Source organism: Streptococcus sp. C300 (assembly GCF_000187645.1).
In the GTDB taxonomy this organism is placed as follows: Bacteria; Bacillota; Bacilli; order Lactobacillales; family Streptococcaceae; genus Streptococcus; species Streptococcus oralis_CQ.
Map to the genome: position 1 here is coordinate 913807 of NZ_GL732466.1, position 17775 is coordinate 931581.

General features: G+C 42.7%; 16 protein-coding genes and 1 pseudogene. 3 read left to right on the forward strand and 14 right to left on the reverse strand.

Going from position 1 to position 17775, the window contains the following annotated elements:
* Positions 1 to 94: 94 nt before the first annotated feature.
* The 10 genes from nt5e to HMPREF0849_RS04440 all read right to left on the reverse strand — a co-directional run bounded on the left by nt5e (position 95) and on the right by HMPREF0849_RS04440 (position 12702).
* Positions 95 to 2140 carry a cell surface ecto-5'-nucleotidase Nt5e gene (gene nt5e, locus HMPREF0849_RS04395; protein ID WP_001042692.1) on the reverse strand — a complete coding sequence of 682 codons (2046 nt, stop codon included), beginning with the start codon at positions 2138 to 2140 and terminating at the stop codon, positions 95 to 97.
* A 142-nt stretch (positions 2141 to 2282) separates the two neighbouring features.
* Entirely contained in the window at positions 2283 to 3551 is a 1269-nt protein-coding gene (dltD, locus tag HMPREF0849_RS04400) for a D-alanyl-lipoteichoic acid biosynthesis protein DltD (protein ID WP_000919835.1), read from the reverse strand.
* Positions 3544 to 3783, reverse strand: coding sequence for a D-alanine--poly(phosphoribitol) ligase subunit DltC (dltC, locus tag HMPREF0849_RS04405; RefSeq protein ID WP_000351972.1), 240 nt, complete (start codon positions 3781 to 3783; stop codon positions 3544 to 3546). Before dltC ends, dltD begins: the two co-directional genes overlap by 8 nt.
* Before the next feature lie 13 nt (positions 3784 to 3796).
* On the reverse strand, positions 3797 to 5041 hold the full coding sequence (dltB, locus tag HMPREF0849_RS04410; protein ID WP_000970392.1) for a D-alanyl-lipoteichoic acid biosynthesis protein DltB: 1245 nt from the start codon (positions 5039 to 5041) through the stop codon (positions 3797 to 3799).
* Entirely contained in the window at positions 5038 to 6588 is a 1551-nt protein-coding gene (gene dltA, locus HMPREF0849_RS04415) for a D-alanine--poly(phosphoribitol) ligase subunit DltA (protein ID WP_009013598.1), read from the reverse strand. The genes dltB and dltA overlap by 4 nt, the downstream gene beginning before the upstream one ends.
* A 20-nt stretch (positions 6589 to 6608) precedes the next feature.
* Positions 6609 to 6740, reverse strand: a complete 132-nt coding sequence (locus HMPREF0849_RS04420) for a teichoic acid D-Ala incorporation-associated protein DltX (RefSeq protein ID WP_008276434.1) — start codon at positions 6738 to 6740, stop codon at positions 6609 to 6611.
* A 224-nt stretch (positions 6741 to 6964) separates the two neighbouring features.
* Positions 6965 to 7669, reverse strand: coding sequence for an MIP/aquaporin family protein (locus HMPREF0849_RS04425; RefSeq protein WP_000975168.1), 705 nt, complete (start codon positions 7667 to 7669; stop codon positions 6965 to 6967).
* Between the two features lie 70 nt (positions 7670 to 7739).
* Positions 7740 to 9566, reverse strand: a complete 1827-nt coding sequence (gene glpO / locus HMPREF0849_RS04430; RefSeq protein ID WP_000395883.1) for a type 1 glycerol-3-phosphate oxidase — start codon at positions 9564 to 9566, stop codon at positions 7740 to 7742.
* A 41-nt stretch (positions 9567 to 9607) separates the two neighbouring features.
* Positions 9608 to 11116: a glycerol kinase GlpK gene (gene glpK, locus HMPREF0849_RS04435; RefSeq protein WP_000076796.1), complete on the reverse strand. Its 1509-nt coding sequence runs from the start codon at positions 11114 to 11116 to the stop codon at positions 9608 to 9610.
* A 158-nt stretch (positions 11117 to 11274) separates the two neighbouring features.
* On the reverse strand, positions 11275 to 12702 hold the full coding sequence (locus HMPREF0849_RS04440; protein ID WP_000280561.1) for a helix-turn-helix domain-containing protein: 1428 nt from the start codon (positions 12700 to 12702) through the stop codon (positions 11275 to 11277).
* Between the two features lie 164 nt (positions 12703 to 12866).
* Here HMPREF0849_RS04440 and hslO point away from each other — a divergent pair, with 164 nt between their 5' ends.
* Positions 12867 to 13739 (forward strand): Hsp33 family molecular chaperone HslO, encoded by an 873-nt coding sequence (gene hslO, locus HMPREF0849_RS04445; RefSeq protein WP_000357872.1) that lies wholly within the window; start codon positions 12867 to 12869, stop codon positions 13737 to 13739.
* Positions 13726 to 14706 (forward strand): tRNA dihydrouridine synthase DusB, encoded by a 981-nt coding sequence (gene dusB / locus HMPREF0849_RS04450; protein ID WP_000183318.1) that lies wholly within the window; start codon positions 13726 to 13728, stop codon positions 14704 to 14706. Before hslO ends, dusB begins: the two co-directional genes overlap by 14 nt.
* Before the next feature lie 65 nt (positions 14707 to 14771).
* On the opposite strand, the gene HMPREF0849_RS04455 is transcribed toward dusB, so the two are convergent.
* A complete protein-coding gene (locus HMPREF0849_RS04455) occupies positions 14772 to 15455 on the reverse strand; it encodes a hypothetical protein (protein WP_000730908.1) in 684 nt (227 codons plus the stop codon).
* 266 nt (positions 15456 to 15721) lie between these two features.
* On the opposite strand from HMPREF0849_RS04455, the gene HMPREF0849_RS04460 reads away from it, so the two are divergent.
* The gene (locus HMPREF0849_RS04460; protein ID WP_000933127.1) at positions 15722 to 15952 is read left to right on the forward strand and encodes a hypothetical protein; all 231 of its coding nucleotides are present in this window, start codon (positions 15722 to 15724) and stop codon (positions 15950 to 15952) included.
* Between the two features lie 49 nt (positions 15953 to 16001).
* Here the strand turns inward: HMPREF0849_RS04460 and HMPREF0849_RS04465 are convergent, their stop codons facing one another.
* The 3 genes and pseudogenes from HMPREF0849_RS04465 to HMPREF0849_RS10260 form a co-directional block, all read right to left on the reverse strand.
* Complete coding sequence (locus HMPREF0849_RS04465; protein ID WP_000785862.1) at positions 16002 to 16775, reverse strand: NUDIX domain-containing protein; 774 nt, start codon at positions 16773 to 16775, stop codon at positions 16002 to 16004.
* Position 16776: 1 nt separating this feature from the next.
* Positions 16777 to 17556, reverse strand: a complete 780-nt coding sequence (gene pnuC / locus HMPREF0849_RS04470; protein ID WP_000860156.1) for a nicotinamide riboside transporter PnuC — start codon at positions 17554 to 17556, stop codon at positions 16777 to 16779.
* A gap of 9 nt (positions 17557 to 17565) precedes the next feature.
* A pseudogene (locus HMPREF0849_RS10260) lies at positions 17566 to 17775 on the reverse strand (AAA family ATPase); the annotation flags it as partial.

Sequence of the window (17775 nt, forward strand, 5' to 3'; positions counted from 1 at the left end):
TCTTTACTGGTTAATTATATCATAAACCAAAAAAGAGTCAAGGGAAAAAGGCGTAAAAACGTTTCCCTAGACTCTTCTAGATGTAAAATTTAACCTATTTTTGCTTTGGTTTTCGACTCGATAAGATACCTGCCAAACCAGCTACCATTCCCATCAAGAGCAAGAAGATGGACTGTTCACTTCCTGTATTTGGAAGAGCTTTTTCTGAGACAACTGCCTTCTTGCTAAATTGACCTGCCACCTCATAAGTCAATGGCACATTTGTAGTCGCATCGTTAGTAGCTGCATTCGTTTGAGGCGTTTCTACTGGTAGACTAAAGTTTTTAGAATCCACAGAAATCGTCCGTGAGTTCGGATTGATCTTTTCATACTGGGTCAAATCAGCGGTTTTCAGATACTCTTCAAAGGCAGCATCCATAGAAGGACCTTCTTCTCGCGCACCACCTAACATCGTGTAGCCATCACCACCCGCAGCTAAGAAATCATTGGTTGCAAGATAGTACGTCTTTGCAAGGTCTAGAAGATCATAACGACCAGTCGTGCGGTTTTTGACCTGGATGGCCAAGACACGTTTGCCTGATGGTAGGTTGGTATCATAGTAGACCTTCACACCTGAAACTTGCAAGAAACCACCACTTGGCTCCAACAATGGTTGCCCGTTCTCATCCAAGACCTTCTTGCCATCCTTATCGACCTGCAAGATAGATCCGAGTGATTTTTCAAACATATCCAATACTTGTTGCCCAGTCACTTGTATTTGTGAGATGGTATTTCCAAATGGAAGAACGGCAATGACATTTCCTTTAGTGATCGGTTTGCCTTTTGCAATGGTTTCACGCAAGCCACCACCATTTGTCACAGCGATGTCAGTCGGATGGCTAAATCCTGTTTGACCATACTGATAGAGCGAGTCTGCCACGACGTTTCCGAGGTTGGTTTCACGGACCCGAACATTTTCACGATCACCGTTTAGTTCTACAGGGCTGTTTGAAACAATCTCAACTGCATTTTCAGCATCGTATTTTTGTTTAATGTCTTTGACTAGTTTTTCAACTGTTGGATTGGCTGGTAATTTTTTAGCATCAGCAGCCGGAATCTGAGTTGGATTGCCCAAAAGCTGACGTGATTTGTAGATAACCTTCCCAACATTATGAAGGTAACTTCCTGTTTGGTTATAGGTAACATTGTCGCCATAAGTTGTGGAAGCTACTGTATGAGAATGCCCATCAATAACTGTCACACGTTTGCCTTTGAGACGAGGATTTTTAGAGAGAGCTTCTGCCAAAGTTGAACCACGCCATTCTACTGGGGTTGTGGTATCCACACCCAAGTGAGCCAGCACAACATAGTGTTTGTAGTCCTTACCTTCTGCACGAGCCTTGGCTTGAACTTCTTCGATGACCTTATTGACTTCAGAGATTGGATCTGTAAAAGTTACCCCTTTGACATTTTTAGGGTGAGTTTTGGTTGCTGTTTCAGGTGTTGTCACGCCGATTACAACAAACTCATCACCTTCCACAGTCTTATCTTTATCAACGATTGTAGAAGCTTCAAAAAGACGAGCTCCATTGACATAAGTATTTGAGCTAAGTAATGGGAATTTCAAGATTTCCTTGTATTTCTTAGCTTCGTCTAAACCAAAGTCAAACTCATGATTTCCTACTGCCATGGCATCATACTGCATCTGATTGAGAATTTCAGCACGCGCTTCACCCTTGGTAGAGTTGGAAATCGGCAAACCTTGGAAAGCGTCTCCCGCATCAACAACTAGAGTATTTTGAGTTGATTTCGCACGTTCCTGCTCAATGACAGTCGCTAGCTTGGCATCTCCAATTACGCCCTTTTCCTCTACAATACGGCCATGAACATCATTGGTGTGTAAGATAACGGTGTCTTTTTCTTCGCTTTTAGGAGATTCAACAGGAGCTTCCTTTGCTTCCGTCGATTCAGCACTTGTAGGACTTGCCGCCTCTGTTGTTGGAGCTGCAGGAGTTTCTGAAGTTGCTGAATTTGCTGGATTTGCTATAACTGCAGGACTTTCTGCAGGGGCAGTTGCTTCTTCAGCATAGACCTGTCCAGCTAAGAAGGCTGGAGCTAACAGGGCTGTCGATAAGACAGGTAATAAAGAACGTTTGTTCATTTTAAAATCCCTTTCTTTTCTTTTTCTCTTTTATATTATACGCTATTTCTAAAAATTTTGAAACTTTTGACCTATTTTCATCTTAAATATTCGCCATTTAAACAAAAAAGCTTGGGTTTAATTCCCAAACTTTTAGACCATTCTATTTGAAATCTTTGATGTTCCCATCATAGGTCGCCCAGTCCTTGCTAAAGAAGCGGTCATTCATCTTGTAGTCTGGAGCTGGTTTCGGATCCGTCAAGAAAGGATTGACAACCTTATCAAAAGCTAGCCAACCTAACCATCCTAGATGAATGGTATCCTTAACAAAATAAGGGTCCCCTCCATTTTTTGAAAAATCAGCAATATTGGTAAAACCCTGACTTTCTAATTGGTAACGAATTTTCTCCACTGCATGCTGGTACATCTCTTCACTGAGCCCTGTGTACTCCATCCACTTCTTGTTAACCGGCTGAATGACAAAGAGCACATTGACATTCGACTTAGCAAATTGATTGAGGACCAGCTGCAAATCATTGTACTCGGAGGACTTGAGGAAGTTGTAATTTTTTTGATACCCTTCCCATTTTTTTAAATCCTTTTGAATCTCTCTCGTATAGAAATGATTTTCCATCCCCATATCGTTATTGGTCGTATTTGCTTCTGCGTCCTTACGAACAATTTTTTCTAACTCATCATAAGAAAATTGTTCCGGAAGATCTTTTAAATAGTTCTCCACGTGTTCCTTGTACTTGAGTTGTCCTCGAATGGAGAATTGTCCAAAGAGAGCAGATTGTTTTTCGTTGAATCGCGCAAAAATATCAATAGCAACCTGATCAACATCTGATAATTCTTCACCCTTTGACAGTTTTTGAACAATGCCTTTTAACGCAACATTAGGATTCTGCTTTAACAATCGAATAGCCGCATGCTTTGCAGCAATGTCACCAGATTGATTTCCCAAAAAAGCTGTCAATTGGTCACTGTTAAAAAATCTCTGAAACGCTGCGGGTTCATAATCTGTCTCGGTAAACCACTGAGGCGAAATCACAAATACAGCCTGCTTATTCTCTATTTCTGGCAAAATTTGCTGTAGACCAAAATATTGATTTAGAGAGGCTGCTCCTGCTTGACCTAGAAAGTAAGGACGATAGGGACGATGGTATTTTTCCGCTAAAACAGCTGGATGGACACTATCAAATCGAATCCATTCACTAGACCCTAGAAAAGGAATAAAACGCATATTTGGATCCGTAAGAGCCCTTACTTTTTGGCTTCTCTCTTTAAAACTCTCTGCACTAACAGAAGCCGCCGAATATTTCTCCTCTGTCAGATTATGGCTTGTTGTACCTGGATAAAAAAAGATGAGTAGAAGAACCAAAAATCCAGCAATGAAGATAGGCCCGAAGATCAGCCACAAGCGTTTAAGCATTCTTCAACTCCGTAATACCTTCTACGATTTTATTAGCCGTATTCCAGTCATCACGACCGAACTCCGTCACTGGAACACGAATGTCAAAACGGTTTTCAATCTCAACAATCAATTCAACCGTTCCCATGCTATCCAAGACACCGGCATCAAAAAGATCTTCATCCATCATGTCAGAAACATCTTCCATAAACAACTCATCAATAATTTCAATAACTTCTGATTTGATATCCATTTTTTATATCCTTTTATTTTTTAAACCATAAATCATTCAAAAATCCAGAAAAGATTAAGAATGAAACCATCACGACATGGAAGGTGACAACCATGCCAAGCAACTGAATCCAGCGATTCTCAGGTAAGGAACCCTTTCCAGCTTTTTTCCGTTCTTTATTGAGTGTTTTTTTCTTACGAACCCAAGCATCATTGATGACCAGCCCAATCCCATGAAAAAGTCCATAGGCGATGTAGTACCAGGTCACACCATGCCAAAATCCCATAATCAGCATATTGAGAATATAGGCTACACTTGAAGTGACATTGCGATTTTTAAAGACCTTCTTTCTGGTCAACACCATGACCATCCGCATAAAGACAAAGTCACGGAACCAGAAAGACAGACTCATGTGCCAGCGATTCCAAAACTCTTTTAAATCCCTTGACAAAAAGGGCTTGTTAAAGTTGATAGGACTATGAATACCCATCAAGTTTGAAATGGCTAAGGCAAACATAGAGTAGCCCGCAAAGTCAAAGAAGAGCTCCAGGCCAAAGGTGTACATGACCGCTAAAGCGTAGAGGTTAAAGAAACCACCTGTCTGCAAGGCCAAATTTTTCAGCGGAGGCAATAATGTCTCTCCTAAAATGTGAGCCAAGATAAACTTGTAGAGGAAACCAAGCATGATATATTTGACAGCCTCTTCTAGCATATCCATCAGCTCATCCCGCTCAGGAATGGTCTCGTAATTTTCATTGAAGCGTTTAAAACGATCAATGGGACCACTTGAGAAAGTCGGCATAAAGAGAAGAAAACGTAAGAATTGCCAAATCGTTAAATCCTTGATGACACCGTCTCTCAACTCAACGATAACCCCAACTGCACGAAAGGTTAAGTAAGAAATCCCTAAAAAGCCAAACAAAGATTGAGGTCCATGAATAGCAGGAGATACTTTCACAAAGACGATTGGCAATAGAGATAGAAAGCTAATCAGGTAAAATATCCATTTACTATCCCGTTGTTTCCTGTACCTTTTGTAGAAAGATACAAGCAGCACTTGCCAAATAACATAAAGGATAAGAGCGCTTATTTGATTCGTCTTTCCACCGACCAACATGGTGATGATAAAGAAGAGACTAACGAGCACCTCGTACAAGGCAAAACGTTTCTTGAAAAAAAGACCGATAAAGATAGGTAAAGTCGCAACAATTACGTATAAAAAGTACTGAAGATCACCATAAGGTTCCAAATGAGGTAGCTGTTTATAAAGCTCCATCATCTACTGTTTACCTCGTTAATCAAGCCCTTGATATCAATTTTACCATTAGGAGTTAGTGGTAAACTGTCTCGATAGAGAAACTTAGACGGCATCATATAAGACATCATGATATCTGCTAGGTCTTCTTTGATAGCCTTGGTAATATCGATATCACGTTCAAACTGCTGACGAACACCGTCCTTTAGGATGACATAGGCCAGTAGATTTTGCACCTTGTGGTCCTTGTTATAACGCGGGACAGCAACTGCCGACTCGATGTAGCGAGACTTGTTGAGGTTTTGAGAGACATCTTCAAGCTCAATGCGATAACCATTAAACTTAATCTGGAAATCCATTCGTCCACCATAGAGAAGCAAGCCCTCATCTGTCATGGTTCCTACATCCCCTGTGTGGTAGGCTGGTAGACCTTCAAACTCAAAGAAAGCTTCTGCCGTTTTTTCAGGATTGTTCATATAGCCTTTTGAAACAGCTGGCCCAGAAACGATAATTTCTCCCTGTTCACCATTTGGAACTTTCTTACCTTCCCCATCAATGATAAAGGTCGGAGAATCAGCCTTGGTATAGCCGATTGGCAGGCGTTTGAGAGTCGCCAACATCTCGTCTGTTACAGCAACTGCTGACAAAGCTACTGTCGCTTCTGTTGGACCATAGGCATTGATAATACGAGCATTTGGAAATCGCTCGCGCAGTTTTTGAGCTGTTTTGACTGTCAATTCTTCGCCATCAAAGTAGAAATGCGTGATTCCAGGCATTTTCTCGCTGTTAAAGTCTTCTGACAACATGGCCATATCTGCAAAGGAAGGCGTTGAAGTCCAGATAGCGATGGGCAAGGAAAAGATGGTCGCAAAGAGTTGCTTAAAGTCCTGGGTAATAACTGAAGGAAGAGCGAAAAGCGTGCCACCAAGTGCCAAAGTCGGTGCCCAGTACATGACAGATAGGTCAAAAGAATAAGGGGGTTGAGCCAGCATTTGCGGACGACTTGGCGTCGCAAATTCCTTATCTGTAATCATCCAGTTGGTAAAGCTGAGGAGATTATCATGGGAGATCTGCACTCCCTTTGGCTTACCAGTCGTACCAGAAGTAAAGATGATGTAGTAGTTGTCATCTCCCTTGACTGGATGGGTCATCTCGTAGCTAGAAGCTTGAGCAAAAGCTTCATGGACTTGCTTTAAATTCAGCATCGGTGTGCTAGTTTGCTCTAATGGAAAATCTGAGATAGCAATAATCAAGCTTGGCTCTGCAACTTCTACGATAGCAGAAACTCGTTCCAAGGCCGAATGGCTATCAATTGGAATGTAGGCATGACCTGACTTAGTTAGCGCTACAAAGGTAGCTAACATCTCATATTCCTGACCACCAAAAACGACGACTGGAGATTTCTCAGACAAGCCTAGTTGGTCGATGGTTGCAGCCAAACTATCCGAATCAGCCTTCAGATCACCATAAGTATGCTCTTGCCCTAAAACATTGTAGACAGGATATGTTGGTTGCGTTTGAGCAAAGTGCTCAATCGTTTCAATCATATCTTTTATCGGTTTATTAGACACTGTTCCTCTTCTCCTTTAAACTAGAACTCATTATAAATAAAGGTGCCTTGGCTCTGACCAAGGTAACTAAAAAAATAAAGTAAACCAAGTAAGATTACAAAATATAGAGCCGTCCGGCCTAAGAATACATGTAAATTTCGTTGTTTTTTCATAAGCTATCCATTAATATATTATTTCTATTAACTATCAGTATGTATTGTTAGTATCTTATCTTCCTAACATTTTACCACTTTATCAACCTTTTTTTCAACTGTTTACCATAACTTAAAAATTGGTTTTAGCTTATTTTAAGATAAGTTAAAATATTAATGTTTTGGCCATCAAAAAAGAGCCTGAGATTTTCATCTCAAACTCTGTTGCCAATAACTCTTTTATCTTAGAAAAGTGAAAATACGAGAACTGCTAGGGCCGCTCCGAGGATAGGTCCTACAACAGGAATCCAAGCATAAGACCAGTCTCCATCTCCCTTGTTTGGAATTGGCAAGATGCTGTGCATGATACGAGGTCCAAGGTCACGGGCTGGGTTCAAGGCATAACCCGTTGTCCCACCTAGTGAAAGACCGATACCAACAATCAAGGTCCCCACTGCAAAGGTCCCTAAACCGGCTTGAAGGTCATAGAGCCCCAAGGCAAAGATTGTCAAGAGCAAAACAAAGGTTCCAAGGATTTCGCTAACCAAGTTGGATACTGTGTTCTTGATTGCTGGTCCAGTACTAAAGGTCGCTAGGATATTGCCTGCATTTTCTTCTGCCTCATAGTGTGGTTTGAATTGCAACCAAACCAAAATCTGAGCCACCATCGCTCCTGCGAATTGGGCTAGGATATAAGGGAAAACAGAACCCCAAGAGAGCGTTCCTTTTAAGGCCATCGCAAACGTCACAGCTGGATTTAGGTGTGCTGGGCTAAGCTTGCCAGATACAAAGGCCGCAACGGCTACAGCAATTCCCCATCCCATAGTAATCACAATCCATCCTGAATTGTTGCTCTTGGTTTTGGGAAGAACCACACCTGCAACAACACCATTTCCTAGGAGGATGAGGATTAAGGTCCCCAAAAATTCTCCAAATAATTCTTTCATCATATCTTTGTCTCCATTTAAAAGAAGGAGAGAGAAGGCAAGGAAATCCTGCTTCCCTCTCTTCTAGTTTTTCTTAATTTTTTAGTTCTGCCAAATCGTTTTGAGCAAGAGCTGCTTCGACATCCGCACGGTAGGCTGCTTTTTCTTCTTCTGTCCAATCATAGAATCGTCCCATTTCATCCAGAACTGGCTCAACGATGCTGTCTAAACTATCACGCATAAAGAGCATGTGGTTGGTACGACGAAGGAGGAAGTCAACTGGACTCAGAGCCAACTCATTGCGCATTGCATAGTGAAGGGACAAGGTATCTGCCAAGCTGAGTCCTGGCGCTTGTTCCAAGCTGTGAGCAAGGGCAAAGACTTTCGGTGCATTTGAACCGTAAAGATTTGCCAGATAGTGAGCTTCCTTGCTATCCAAACCACGTGAAACTCCAAGTTGAGCAAAAGCTTCAATTTCAGAGTCCACATTTGCTGGGTTCAATTCTCCACCTGAAACAGGATAAGTCTTCGAGTTGATGAGTTTAAAGCTACGGTCAAATTCTGCTTTGAGGATATCAACCACGCGCTCCATAGCCCCTTCAGCCATCTTACGATAGTCTGTGATTTTACCACCAGCAAGGGTCAAAAGGCCGTTATCATCACGATCCAAGCTCGAACCACGTGAAACTGCAGATGGGTCCAAATGTTTTTCAGACGTGCTGCTTTCAAGCTTGCTGACAGCAGACTCAACATCTTCACGCGTTTTTTCTTTCGAGAGATAAGCCTCGACAGTCGCAATCAAGCTATTGAAGCTCTCATCACTAATGGTTCCGTTATTTCCTCCATTGTAGTCAGAAGCGCTATTGCCTGCGATCAATGGACGAAGACCAGCCCAGCTACTTTCGATATCATCAATGGTGATGTTGGCTTCTGGGAAGCGGTTGTTGACAATACCAAGTAGATAATCTACATCTTCCTGAGTCACTTTTGGATGTTCCAAATCGCCTGTGTAGTCTGTATCCGTTGTACCAAAGTAAGTCTTGTTTTCACGTGGAAGTACAAAGACCATCCGGCCATCGCCCAAACCTGTGTCAAAGTAAACTGGCTGTGAAACCTTGATCTTGCTTGAATCCACTACCAAGTGCACTCCCTTAGTTGGACGCATTTGTGAGAATTGGGTTCCCTTATTGGACAAATTACGTACCTTGTCGCTCCAAGGACCTGTTGTGTTAATCACCAGACGAGCCTTAATTTCAAAGACTTGGTCTGTCAACAAATCACGAGCTACAACACCTGTAATCTTGCCACTTTCGTCAAAGAGGAAGCCTTCTGCCTTAACATGGTTGGCAATGAGAGCACCGTCTTGGTTGGCACGTTTAATGTTTTCAATCACGAGACGCGCATCGTTATTACGGAAGTCAAGGTAAACCCCACCTCCTACCAAGCCTTCTTTCTTCAAGTTTGGCTGGCGTTCCAAGAGTTCTTCCTTGCTCAAGACCTTGTTAGCGGCTGGCGTGTTGTTAACACCTGCCAAAAGGTCGTACAAGTCCATGGCTACTTTGAGACGGAAGAGGCTAAAGGTCGCTCCATCCTCATCGTAAACTGGCAAGAGCATTGGATCTGGTTTTGGAATGTGTGGAGCGATTTGTTGAACCACTGCACGCTCAGAAACTGTATCTGAGACTACTTCTACATCGAATTGCTTAAGGTAACGCAGACCTCCGTGGACCAATTTTGTTGAACGGCTAGATGTTCCTTCTGCGAAGTCCTGCATTTCAATCAAACCAGTGTCAAGACCACTAGCTGCCGCCTGCAAGGCTACACCAGCTCCTGTAATCCCCCCACCAATAATCAAGAGATCCAAGGTGCGTTCCTGCATTTTTTTAATTGATAATTCACGTGTTTTCTTTGAAAATTCCATATTTACACACTTTCTAACTGAGTCGCTTTATTCTTCCAGTATTAGTCATCGATTTCCGCAAAGACTTGAGTTGCTTTCACAGCCTTCTTCCAGCCCTTATAAAGTTGTTCCTTGCGCGATTCGTTCATGGATGGCTCAAAGAGTTCTCCTGTCTCGTTCAAGAGTTTCAACTCATCCAAATCCTTCCAGTAACCCACTGCCAAACCAGCTAGGAAAGCCGCACCTAGGGCAGTTGTTTCTAAGTTTTTAGCGCGGGCAATATCGATTCCCAAAATGTCAGCCTGAAACTGCATGAGGAAGTTGTTCATGGCTGCACCGCCGTCGACTTTGAGGACTTGAATAGCAGTCTGAGCATCCACTTGCATGGTGTCGATGATGTCACGTACTTGATAAGCGATAGATTGCAAAGTTGCCTTGATAAAGTCTTCTTTGCTTGTTCCACGAGTTAAGCCAAAGACCGAACCACGAGCATTTTGGTTCCAGTATGGAGCCCCTAGACCTGTAAAGGCAGGTACGACATAAACTTCGTCATTGTTATGAGAATTGAGAGCATATTTTTCAGACTCTGGTGAATTTTCAACCATGCGAAGTCCATCACGAAGCCACTGAATGGCACTTCCTGCGATAAAGATAGAACCTTCCAAGGCATAGTAAACCTTGCCGTTGATTCCGTAACCAATCGTTGTCAAAAGGTTGTTTTCAGACAACTGCATCTCTTCACCAGTGTTCATAATGATGAAAGAACCTGTTCCATAAGTATTCTTGACCATACCAGGTTCAAAGGCCAACTGACCGAAGAGGGCTGCCTGTTGGTCCCCAGCCATACCTGAAATTGGCACTTCTCCACCGTAGAAATGGAATGGAGCAGTCTTGCCGTAGATTTCAGAGTTAGAACGAACTTCTGGAAGCATAGCCTTCGGAATGTTGAGGATTTCTAAAATCTCATCATCCCATTTGAGTTCTTTAATGTTATAGAGCATGGTACGGGCTGCATTGGAGTAGTCCGTCACGTGAGCCGCACCGTCAGTCAATTTCCAAACCAACCAAGTATCAATGGTACCAAAGAGCAATTCTCCTTTTTCAGCTCGCTCTTGAGCACCTTCTACATGGTCCAGAATCCAGCGAACCTTAGTCGCTGAGAAGTAAGCATCGATGATCAAACCAGTCTTTTCATGGAATTTTTCCACATAACCTTGGCTTTTTAGTTGTTCAGCTAAAGGTGCTGTCTGGCGTGATTGCCAAACGATAGCATTATAGATAGGGAGGCCTGTTTTCTTATCCCAGACGACAGTTGTTTCGCGCTGGTTGGTAATCCCGATTGCTTCGATTTGACTTGGTTTCACACCACTTTCGATGAAAGCACCCGCGATAACTGACTGAACAGAGTTCCAAATTTCATTGGCATTGTGCTCAACCCAACCTGCTTGAGGGAAAATCTGAGTGAATTCTTTTTGACTAGAGCTGACCTTTTCTCCTTTTTTGTTAAAAATGATGGCACGAGAACTGGTCGTTCCTTGGTCAATAGCCATGATGTATTTTTCTTGTGACATGTGCTGTCCTCCTGATAAAATCTTGAGGGGATCCCTCTTTACAGTAACTAGTATACAAAATAAAGCGCTTTCTTGTTTATCAATTTTTTTAAAATTTTAAAAAAATGTGAGGAGATTGTGCGAATTTCACAAAAAAAAGACCTGAAAATTCAGGCCTTTTAGGCAAAGAGCATCTGACGAATCTTCGCCAAATCCTCCATATCCAAATCATTTTTTAAATAATAAACCGGAGTCTGTTCTTTCTTATGAATCGGGTTGTTAGTAATTAACAAATCATAATGTCGACTGGGCTCATAGGCTTCAATAGTAATGAAACGATTGTATTCCAAATACCGTTTCAAAATGGCAGCCATCCTAGAAAAGACAAGAAAACCAGATGTCAAATCCAGACCAATACTCATATGTTGGCCACCATTTTCTGCCATATACTCTATCAACTGAAGCCATTCCCAGAGAATTTTCTTATCCAAATCCGTTCCCTGATGAAAGGCTGGCAAGATATGAAAAATTCTCTCTGCAGTCCCTTTAAAATCATGTTCCATCAGCAAATAGGGATGGCGATTCTCTGTCTGGTATCTGTACTGATCTTGCAAGATATAGCCCTTGTATAGATAAACTTGACCACAGAGCTGACTGAGTTCATAGGTGACATGGTCCTCTGTGTAGTCCCCCAGCAACTCCTCTTTCTTCATCTCTTGAATCAATTGCGTCAGCAAATCGGCTAACTGCCCTCCGAAACCAAGGATATACTCCATAGTATGAAGGGGCAAGATACGATGGGAAAGGAGAAATGAAAAGAATACCATCATCTCACCATCCTCAGTTCCTAGAGGGATGTGTTGCCCAGCAAAAAAGGACGGAGCCTTTCTCAGCAAACGAAGATAGAAAATATTGTCAAAATACCCTCGCATTTTTTCTTCTATGACTTGAAACTGACAGGCATTGACCCGAAGACGCTGTTGACTGATGTGAGCCCAGAGAACCAAGTCCAATTTCTGACCTGAAGACAAGCTAGCACCGCAGATTTCTTCTAGGGTAGCAATCTCTTGTTTTCTCTCAGCTTTCTGCATGTGACCTTCCCACTCCTGACTGGACCAAATCTTGCGGAAAAGACAGAAATAAAAATAGCGAATCTGATGCTCCGGACCTCGCCAACGGCCATTTTGGATGGATAAGTCAAACTCTGACAAAATCTGATTTAGACTAGCTAAGTGGCGACCAAGCGTGGCCTCGCTAATCATCAATTCTTGAGCCAACTGATGAGCTAGAAACTGTTGGTGATAGAGAAGGTAAACCAAAATTTGGTACTTAATGGCATTGTCTAAAAACAAGCTCCGAATCTCTCTTCCCTTGGTATCTGCACCAATCGACAGACGCAGATTTTCATCTTCCAAGTGGATGGTCAGCTCTAAACCTCTTTCCAAGGCATTTTCGTTAATCAGAGAAATGTACTTGGTTAAGGTCGCCTTTGAAAAACCTGTTTCTTCCATGGCTTTCTTGACTGTTGTCTGCGAATCTTGTAATAGAAAGGAAAGGACTAAAAATTGACCAGATTCTGCTTTTTCCATCAAATCGCCTAAATACATTTGTTACCCCTTTCATTTTCTCCTACAAGCATAGCATAAATCTTTCAAATGCTGAAATAATCTGTTTCTCATTTTATTTTAAGGTTGATTTCCTCGTCATTATTCCACAGAAACAGCAAACACACGACTCCCCCTTTAGGCATTTTTATGCTAAAATAGTAGCTATGGATAAAATTATTAAAACAATATCAGAAAGTGGTTCTTTTCGTGCTTTCGTTCTTGACAGCACGGAAACCGTCCGCACTGCTCAAGAAAAACATCAAACTCAAGCCAGTTCAACCGTTGCACTTGGTCGCACCCTTATCGCTAGCCAGATTCTCGCAGCCAATGAAAAAGGAAATACCAAGCTAACGGTTAAAGTTCTTGGAACTAGCTCTCTCGGCGCCATCATCACAGTTGCAGATACCAAGGGAAACGTCAAAGGCTACGTTCAAAATTCAGGTGTTGACATCAAAAAAACTGCAACTGGTGAAGTCCTTGTTGGACCTTTTGTTGGAAACGGTCAATTCCTCGTTATCACAGACTACGGTACTGGAAATCCCTACAACTCCATGACTCCCCTCATCTCTGGGGAAATCGGTGAAGACTTAGCCTACTACCTGACTGAAAGCCAACAAACCCCTTCAGCAGTCGGCCTCAATGTTCTTTTGGATAAAGACGACAAGGTCAAAGTTGCCGGAGGTTTTCTTCTCCAAGTCTTGCCAGGAGCCAAGGAAGAAGAGATTGCCCGCTTTGAAAAACGCATCCAAGAAATGCCAGCCATCTCAACCCTTCTGGAAAGCGACGACCATATCGAAGCTCTCCTCAAGGCTATTTATGGTGACGAATCATACAAACGCCTATCTGAAGAAGAAATTCGTTTCCAATGTGACTGCAGCAAAGATCGCTTTATGGACGCTCTTGCCAGCCTTCCAACTTCAGACTTAGAGGAAATGAAAGAGGAAGACCACGGGGCAGAAATCACTTGCCAATTCTGCCAAACAACTTATAACTTTGATGAAAACGACTTGGAGGAACTCATTCGTGACAAATCTTAATACACCTTTTATGATTGGCAATGTTGAGATTCCCAATCGTACCGTTTTAGCACCCATGGCTGGTGTCACCAACTCAGCCTTTCGTACCATCGCAAAAGAGCTCGGGGCTGGACTCGTTGTGATGGAAATGGTCTCTGACAAGGGAATCCAATACAACAACGAAAAAACTCTACATATGCTTCATATAGATGAAGGTGAGAACCCCGTTTCTATCCAACTCTTTGGTAGCGACGAAGATAGCCTCGCACGCGCAGCAGAATTCATCCAAGAAAACACCAAGACTGATATCGTCGATATCAACATGGGCTGCCCAGTTAACAAAATCGTGAAAAACGAAGCTGGCGCTATGTGGCTCAAGGATCCAGACAAGATCTACTCTATTATCAACAAGGTCCAATCTGTCCTTGATATCCCCCTCACTGTCAAAATGCGTACAGGCTGGTCTGATCCATCCTTAGCCGTGGAGAATGCCCTCGCTGCTGAGGCTGCAGGTGTCTCTGCCCTCGCTATGCACGGCCGTACCCGTGAACAAATGTACACAGGTCACGCAGACCTTGAGACTCTTCACAAGGTCGCTCAAGCTCTAACCAAGATTCCATTTATCGCCAATGGTGACATCCGTACGGTCCAAGAAGCCAAACAGCGTATCGAAGAAGTCGGGGCTGACGCGGTTATGATTGGTCGCGCAGCCATGGGTAATCCCTACCTCTTCAACCAGATCAACCACTACTTTGAAACTGGAGAAATTCTCCCTGACTTGACATTTGAAGACAAGATGAAAATCGCCTACGAACATTTGAAACGCTTGATTAACCTCAAAGGAGAAAACGTAGCCGTTCGTGAATTCCGCGGCCTCGCTCCTCACTACCTCCGGGGGACATCTGGCGCTGCCAAACTTCGTGGAGCCATTTCACAAGCTAGTACCCTAGCAGAGATTGAAACTCTCTTGCAATTAGACAAAGCATAATACACAAAAAACCGTAACTCGCTTGAGTTTACGGTTTTTTAGCTCCTAGGAAAACCTAGATACTATTATTGAATCAAGGCAACACTCGAAACTTTACCATCCGCACCTGTTGTAATTTGGATGATTTTTCCTCCACCGATTTTGGCATTATACTTACCATCATCAAGGGTGTAAGAGTAGCCTCTGATAGAATAGTTTTCTTTCTTTCCATCTGCAGTTTCTACTGTAAATTGGCCCCCTGATGAAACCGTAATAGCTTCGCCATTTGCTCCCTTCCAGTTGCCTGCAACTGCTGAGAAATCACCATCGACCATGGTTAAAACACCCTTGTAGCGTTTGTTGTGTTCTGCTTGCTTGTCTTGAAGTTGGCGGTCAGTTGTTGGATCATAGCCTGACTGGTTAGACTGGGCTTGAGAACCTTGCTGAGTTGAAGGTGCCTGAGATGGGGCTTGTTGACTAGGAGCTGCTTGTTCTTGTCTTGATTCAGGTGCTGGTTTCGCTTGTGACTGATCTGCCGTTGTAGAAGACTGACCAGAAGATGCCTGAGCCTTTTCAGATGAAGCTGAGCTTGAAGATTTTTGTGTCTTGCTTTCTTTGCTAGAAGAAGCTGCTTTAGAACTTGATGATTGACTTGTCTTGGCAGAGCTGCTGGTTTGAGTGGTTTCGTTTTTATTTCCACAAGCTCCCAGTAGCAAGGTAGAAGCCAATACAGTCGCTGCCATCAATTTGATATAGGTTTTCTTTTTCATTTTTCTACTCCTTTGTAACATTTTTGAAATGTTAAGAAATCTTTTTGTAATATAATTGTAACATTGGGCTTTGAATCTGTCAACTATTTAGAGAAACTATTTTAAAAAAATTTCTCTCTACTATTTCTATTCGTAATCGAAACGAAAAAATAGAAAATTTCTTAGATTAGAGTCCTATTTTTTGCATCGCTTTTGTGTAATCGCTTGCATTGCATTAGATAAAGGAATATAATAACATTGAAATAGAATATAGGAGGTGCACTCTTATGCTAAATAAGTATTACAAGTATCTTCCTTGGTTGATTTTGGGAGCTATTGGCTCTTATCAATCAGCCACTTACTATGCGCGAACTGCATTTGATGTCTTCTATCTGACTACAATCTTTTTGATTGTTTATATCGCTTTGTTATTCCTACACGAAAAATATCTCAAGTATCGATACAAAGACTTCTTTACTCACATGTTGAGGAATCCTAAGAAAGATAGCCATTCATAAAAAATGATGATAAATAAAAAGGTCGGGAACTTTGTCCCGACCTCACTTTTTATTTCAATCGATAGGTTTTTCTTGGTTTCTTTTTGGGTACTCGTTTGAGTCCGACTTCTTCTACATATTCTCCGTATTTTACGAGAAAGTTATTGCTGACAATTGGGCGACCAGGGTTGATGAGATTAACCAGTTCAGTCCCCTCGTAGACAGTGAACTCCTCCTCCAGCAGATAGAGGAAGGTCGGATTCCAGTCGAGACGGCCTTGGATTCGTTTGATGGATTCTTGGATAATGGCATAATGGTCAAAGGCGAAGGCTTGCTCCTCCAGCTCGACTCCATCTAGGTAGCATTTGCCTGTCTGAAAATCGACATCTACAAAAACCACATCCTTGGCATCGTCACCTGCCTGAACGAGGTCTAAGGCACGACTAGGTAGGTACACTAAGTGGGCAATGGTCACTGTCCAGCCCCGTGGATCACGACCGGGGGTCGATACCGTCATCAATTGCTCGATTTTCTCCAAAGGTAGATCGAGATTGACTTCTTCTCTCACCTCACGCTGGCAGGCATGTGCAGCATCTTCTCCCTTATCCATAAAGCCTCCAACCAGAGCCAAACAGTTTTGATAAGGGTGGGCCTTGCGACGGATTAGTAAGAGCTTGATCTTTCCTTCGACAAAGCAGTAAGCCACCATATCTACTGTCACACTTGGTTTTTCATATTGAGGGAGTTCCTGCTTGTAGTACCAGTCTAAAAACTCCTCCTGACTGGCATGGATTTCATAATATTCTTTTTCCGTCATCCCGGCTGGAATCATCGTATCTGCCATCTTATGCCTCCTTTCGAACTGCCTTGGTCCATTGGTACCAACCCACTAGACTGTTGAGTGTGTAAACCCAGTACATCCCTTGAATGTGGATATTTTCACCCCACCAGAGATAAATACTAAAGAGATTGGTTGCAATCCAGAAAATCCATTGCTCACGGTAGAGACGTGTCATCAAGAGCTGTCCAACACCATTGGTCGCATCAGTAACACTATCACGGAAAGGGCGAGCGCTATTGATACTTTGGTAAGCCAAGCCCATACCAATCCAGATAATGGCAGTCAAGGCCAAGTACTTGAGCCAGTCAAGAACAGATAATTTCTTAGCTTCAAAGTGGGATTCTTCTGGTTTTCCTTGGTCATTGATACGGTTGGACAGCCAAGCATAGAGACCAATCGGCTGCATGACAAAGAAGTAAACGGTCGTCAAGACTTCGCCATAAAAAGTCGCATTCATGGCCAAGATCAAGTAGATTGCCGAGTTAATAGCCCCAAAGAGATAATTGCTTGCACGCCCTTCTGCTACCAAGATAACACAGACAATCCCAGTCCAGGATGCAAACAAGCTCAACCAGTCATGACTTTCCGTATTTTGTGTAAACTCCAAGATCAAGGGAACACTTGACAGAGCGATGAGGTATAACCACTGGACAAGGCTACGGCCGACAAAGAGATCTTTCCAGAGCAGGCGCATGATCCCTGCAAAACCGATCTTGCGGGCTTCAGCATGGACATTGTTAAAGTTTTCGATAAATTGTGTGATTTTTTTAGTTACTGTTTTCATAATTTTCTCCTAATCTGCTTGGTAAATGGCATCGATAGCCACTTTTGCTGCTTCATAATTGCCTAGATAATCCTCCGCTAGATAAACTAGTGGAATGGTCGTTAAGTATCTCTCCCTCATCTGATCCAAATGCTGGGAAAAACTGTAGCGAATGTGGTCCTCTGCCATGGTCATATCTCTAAATCCGTCATTGACATAGGAGCCAACAGGCTGCACAAA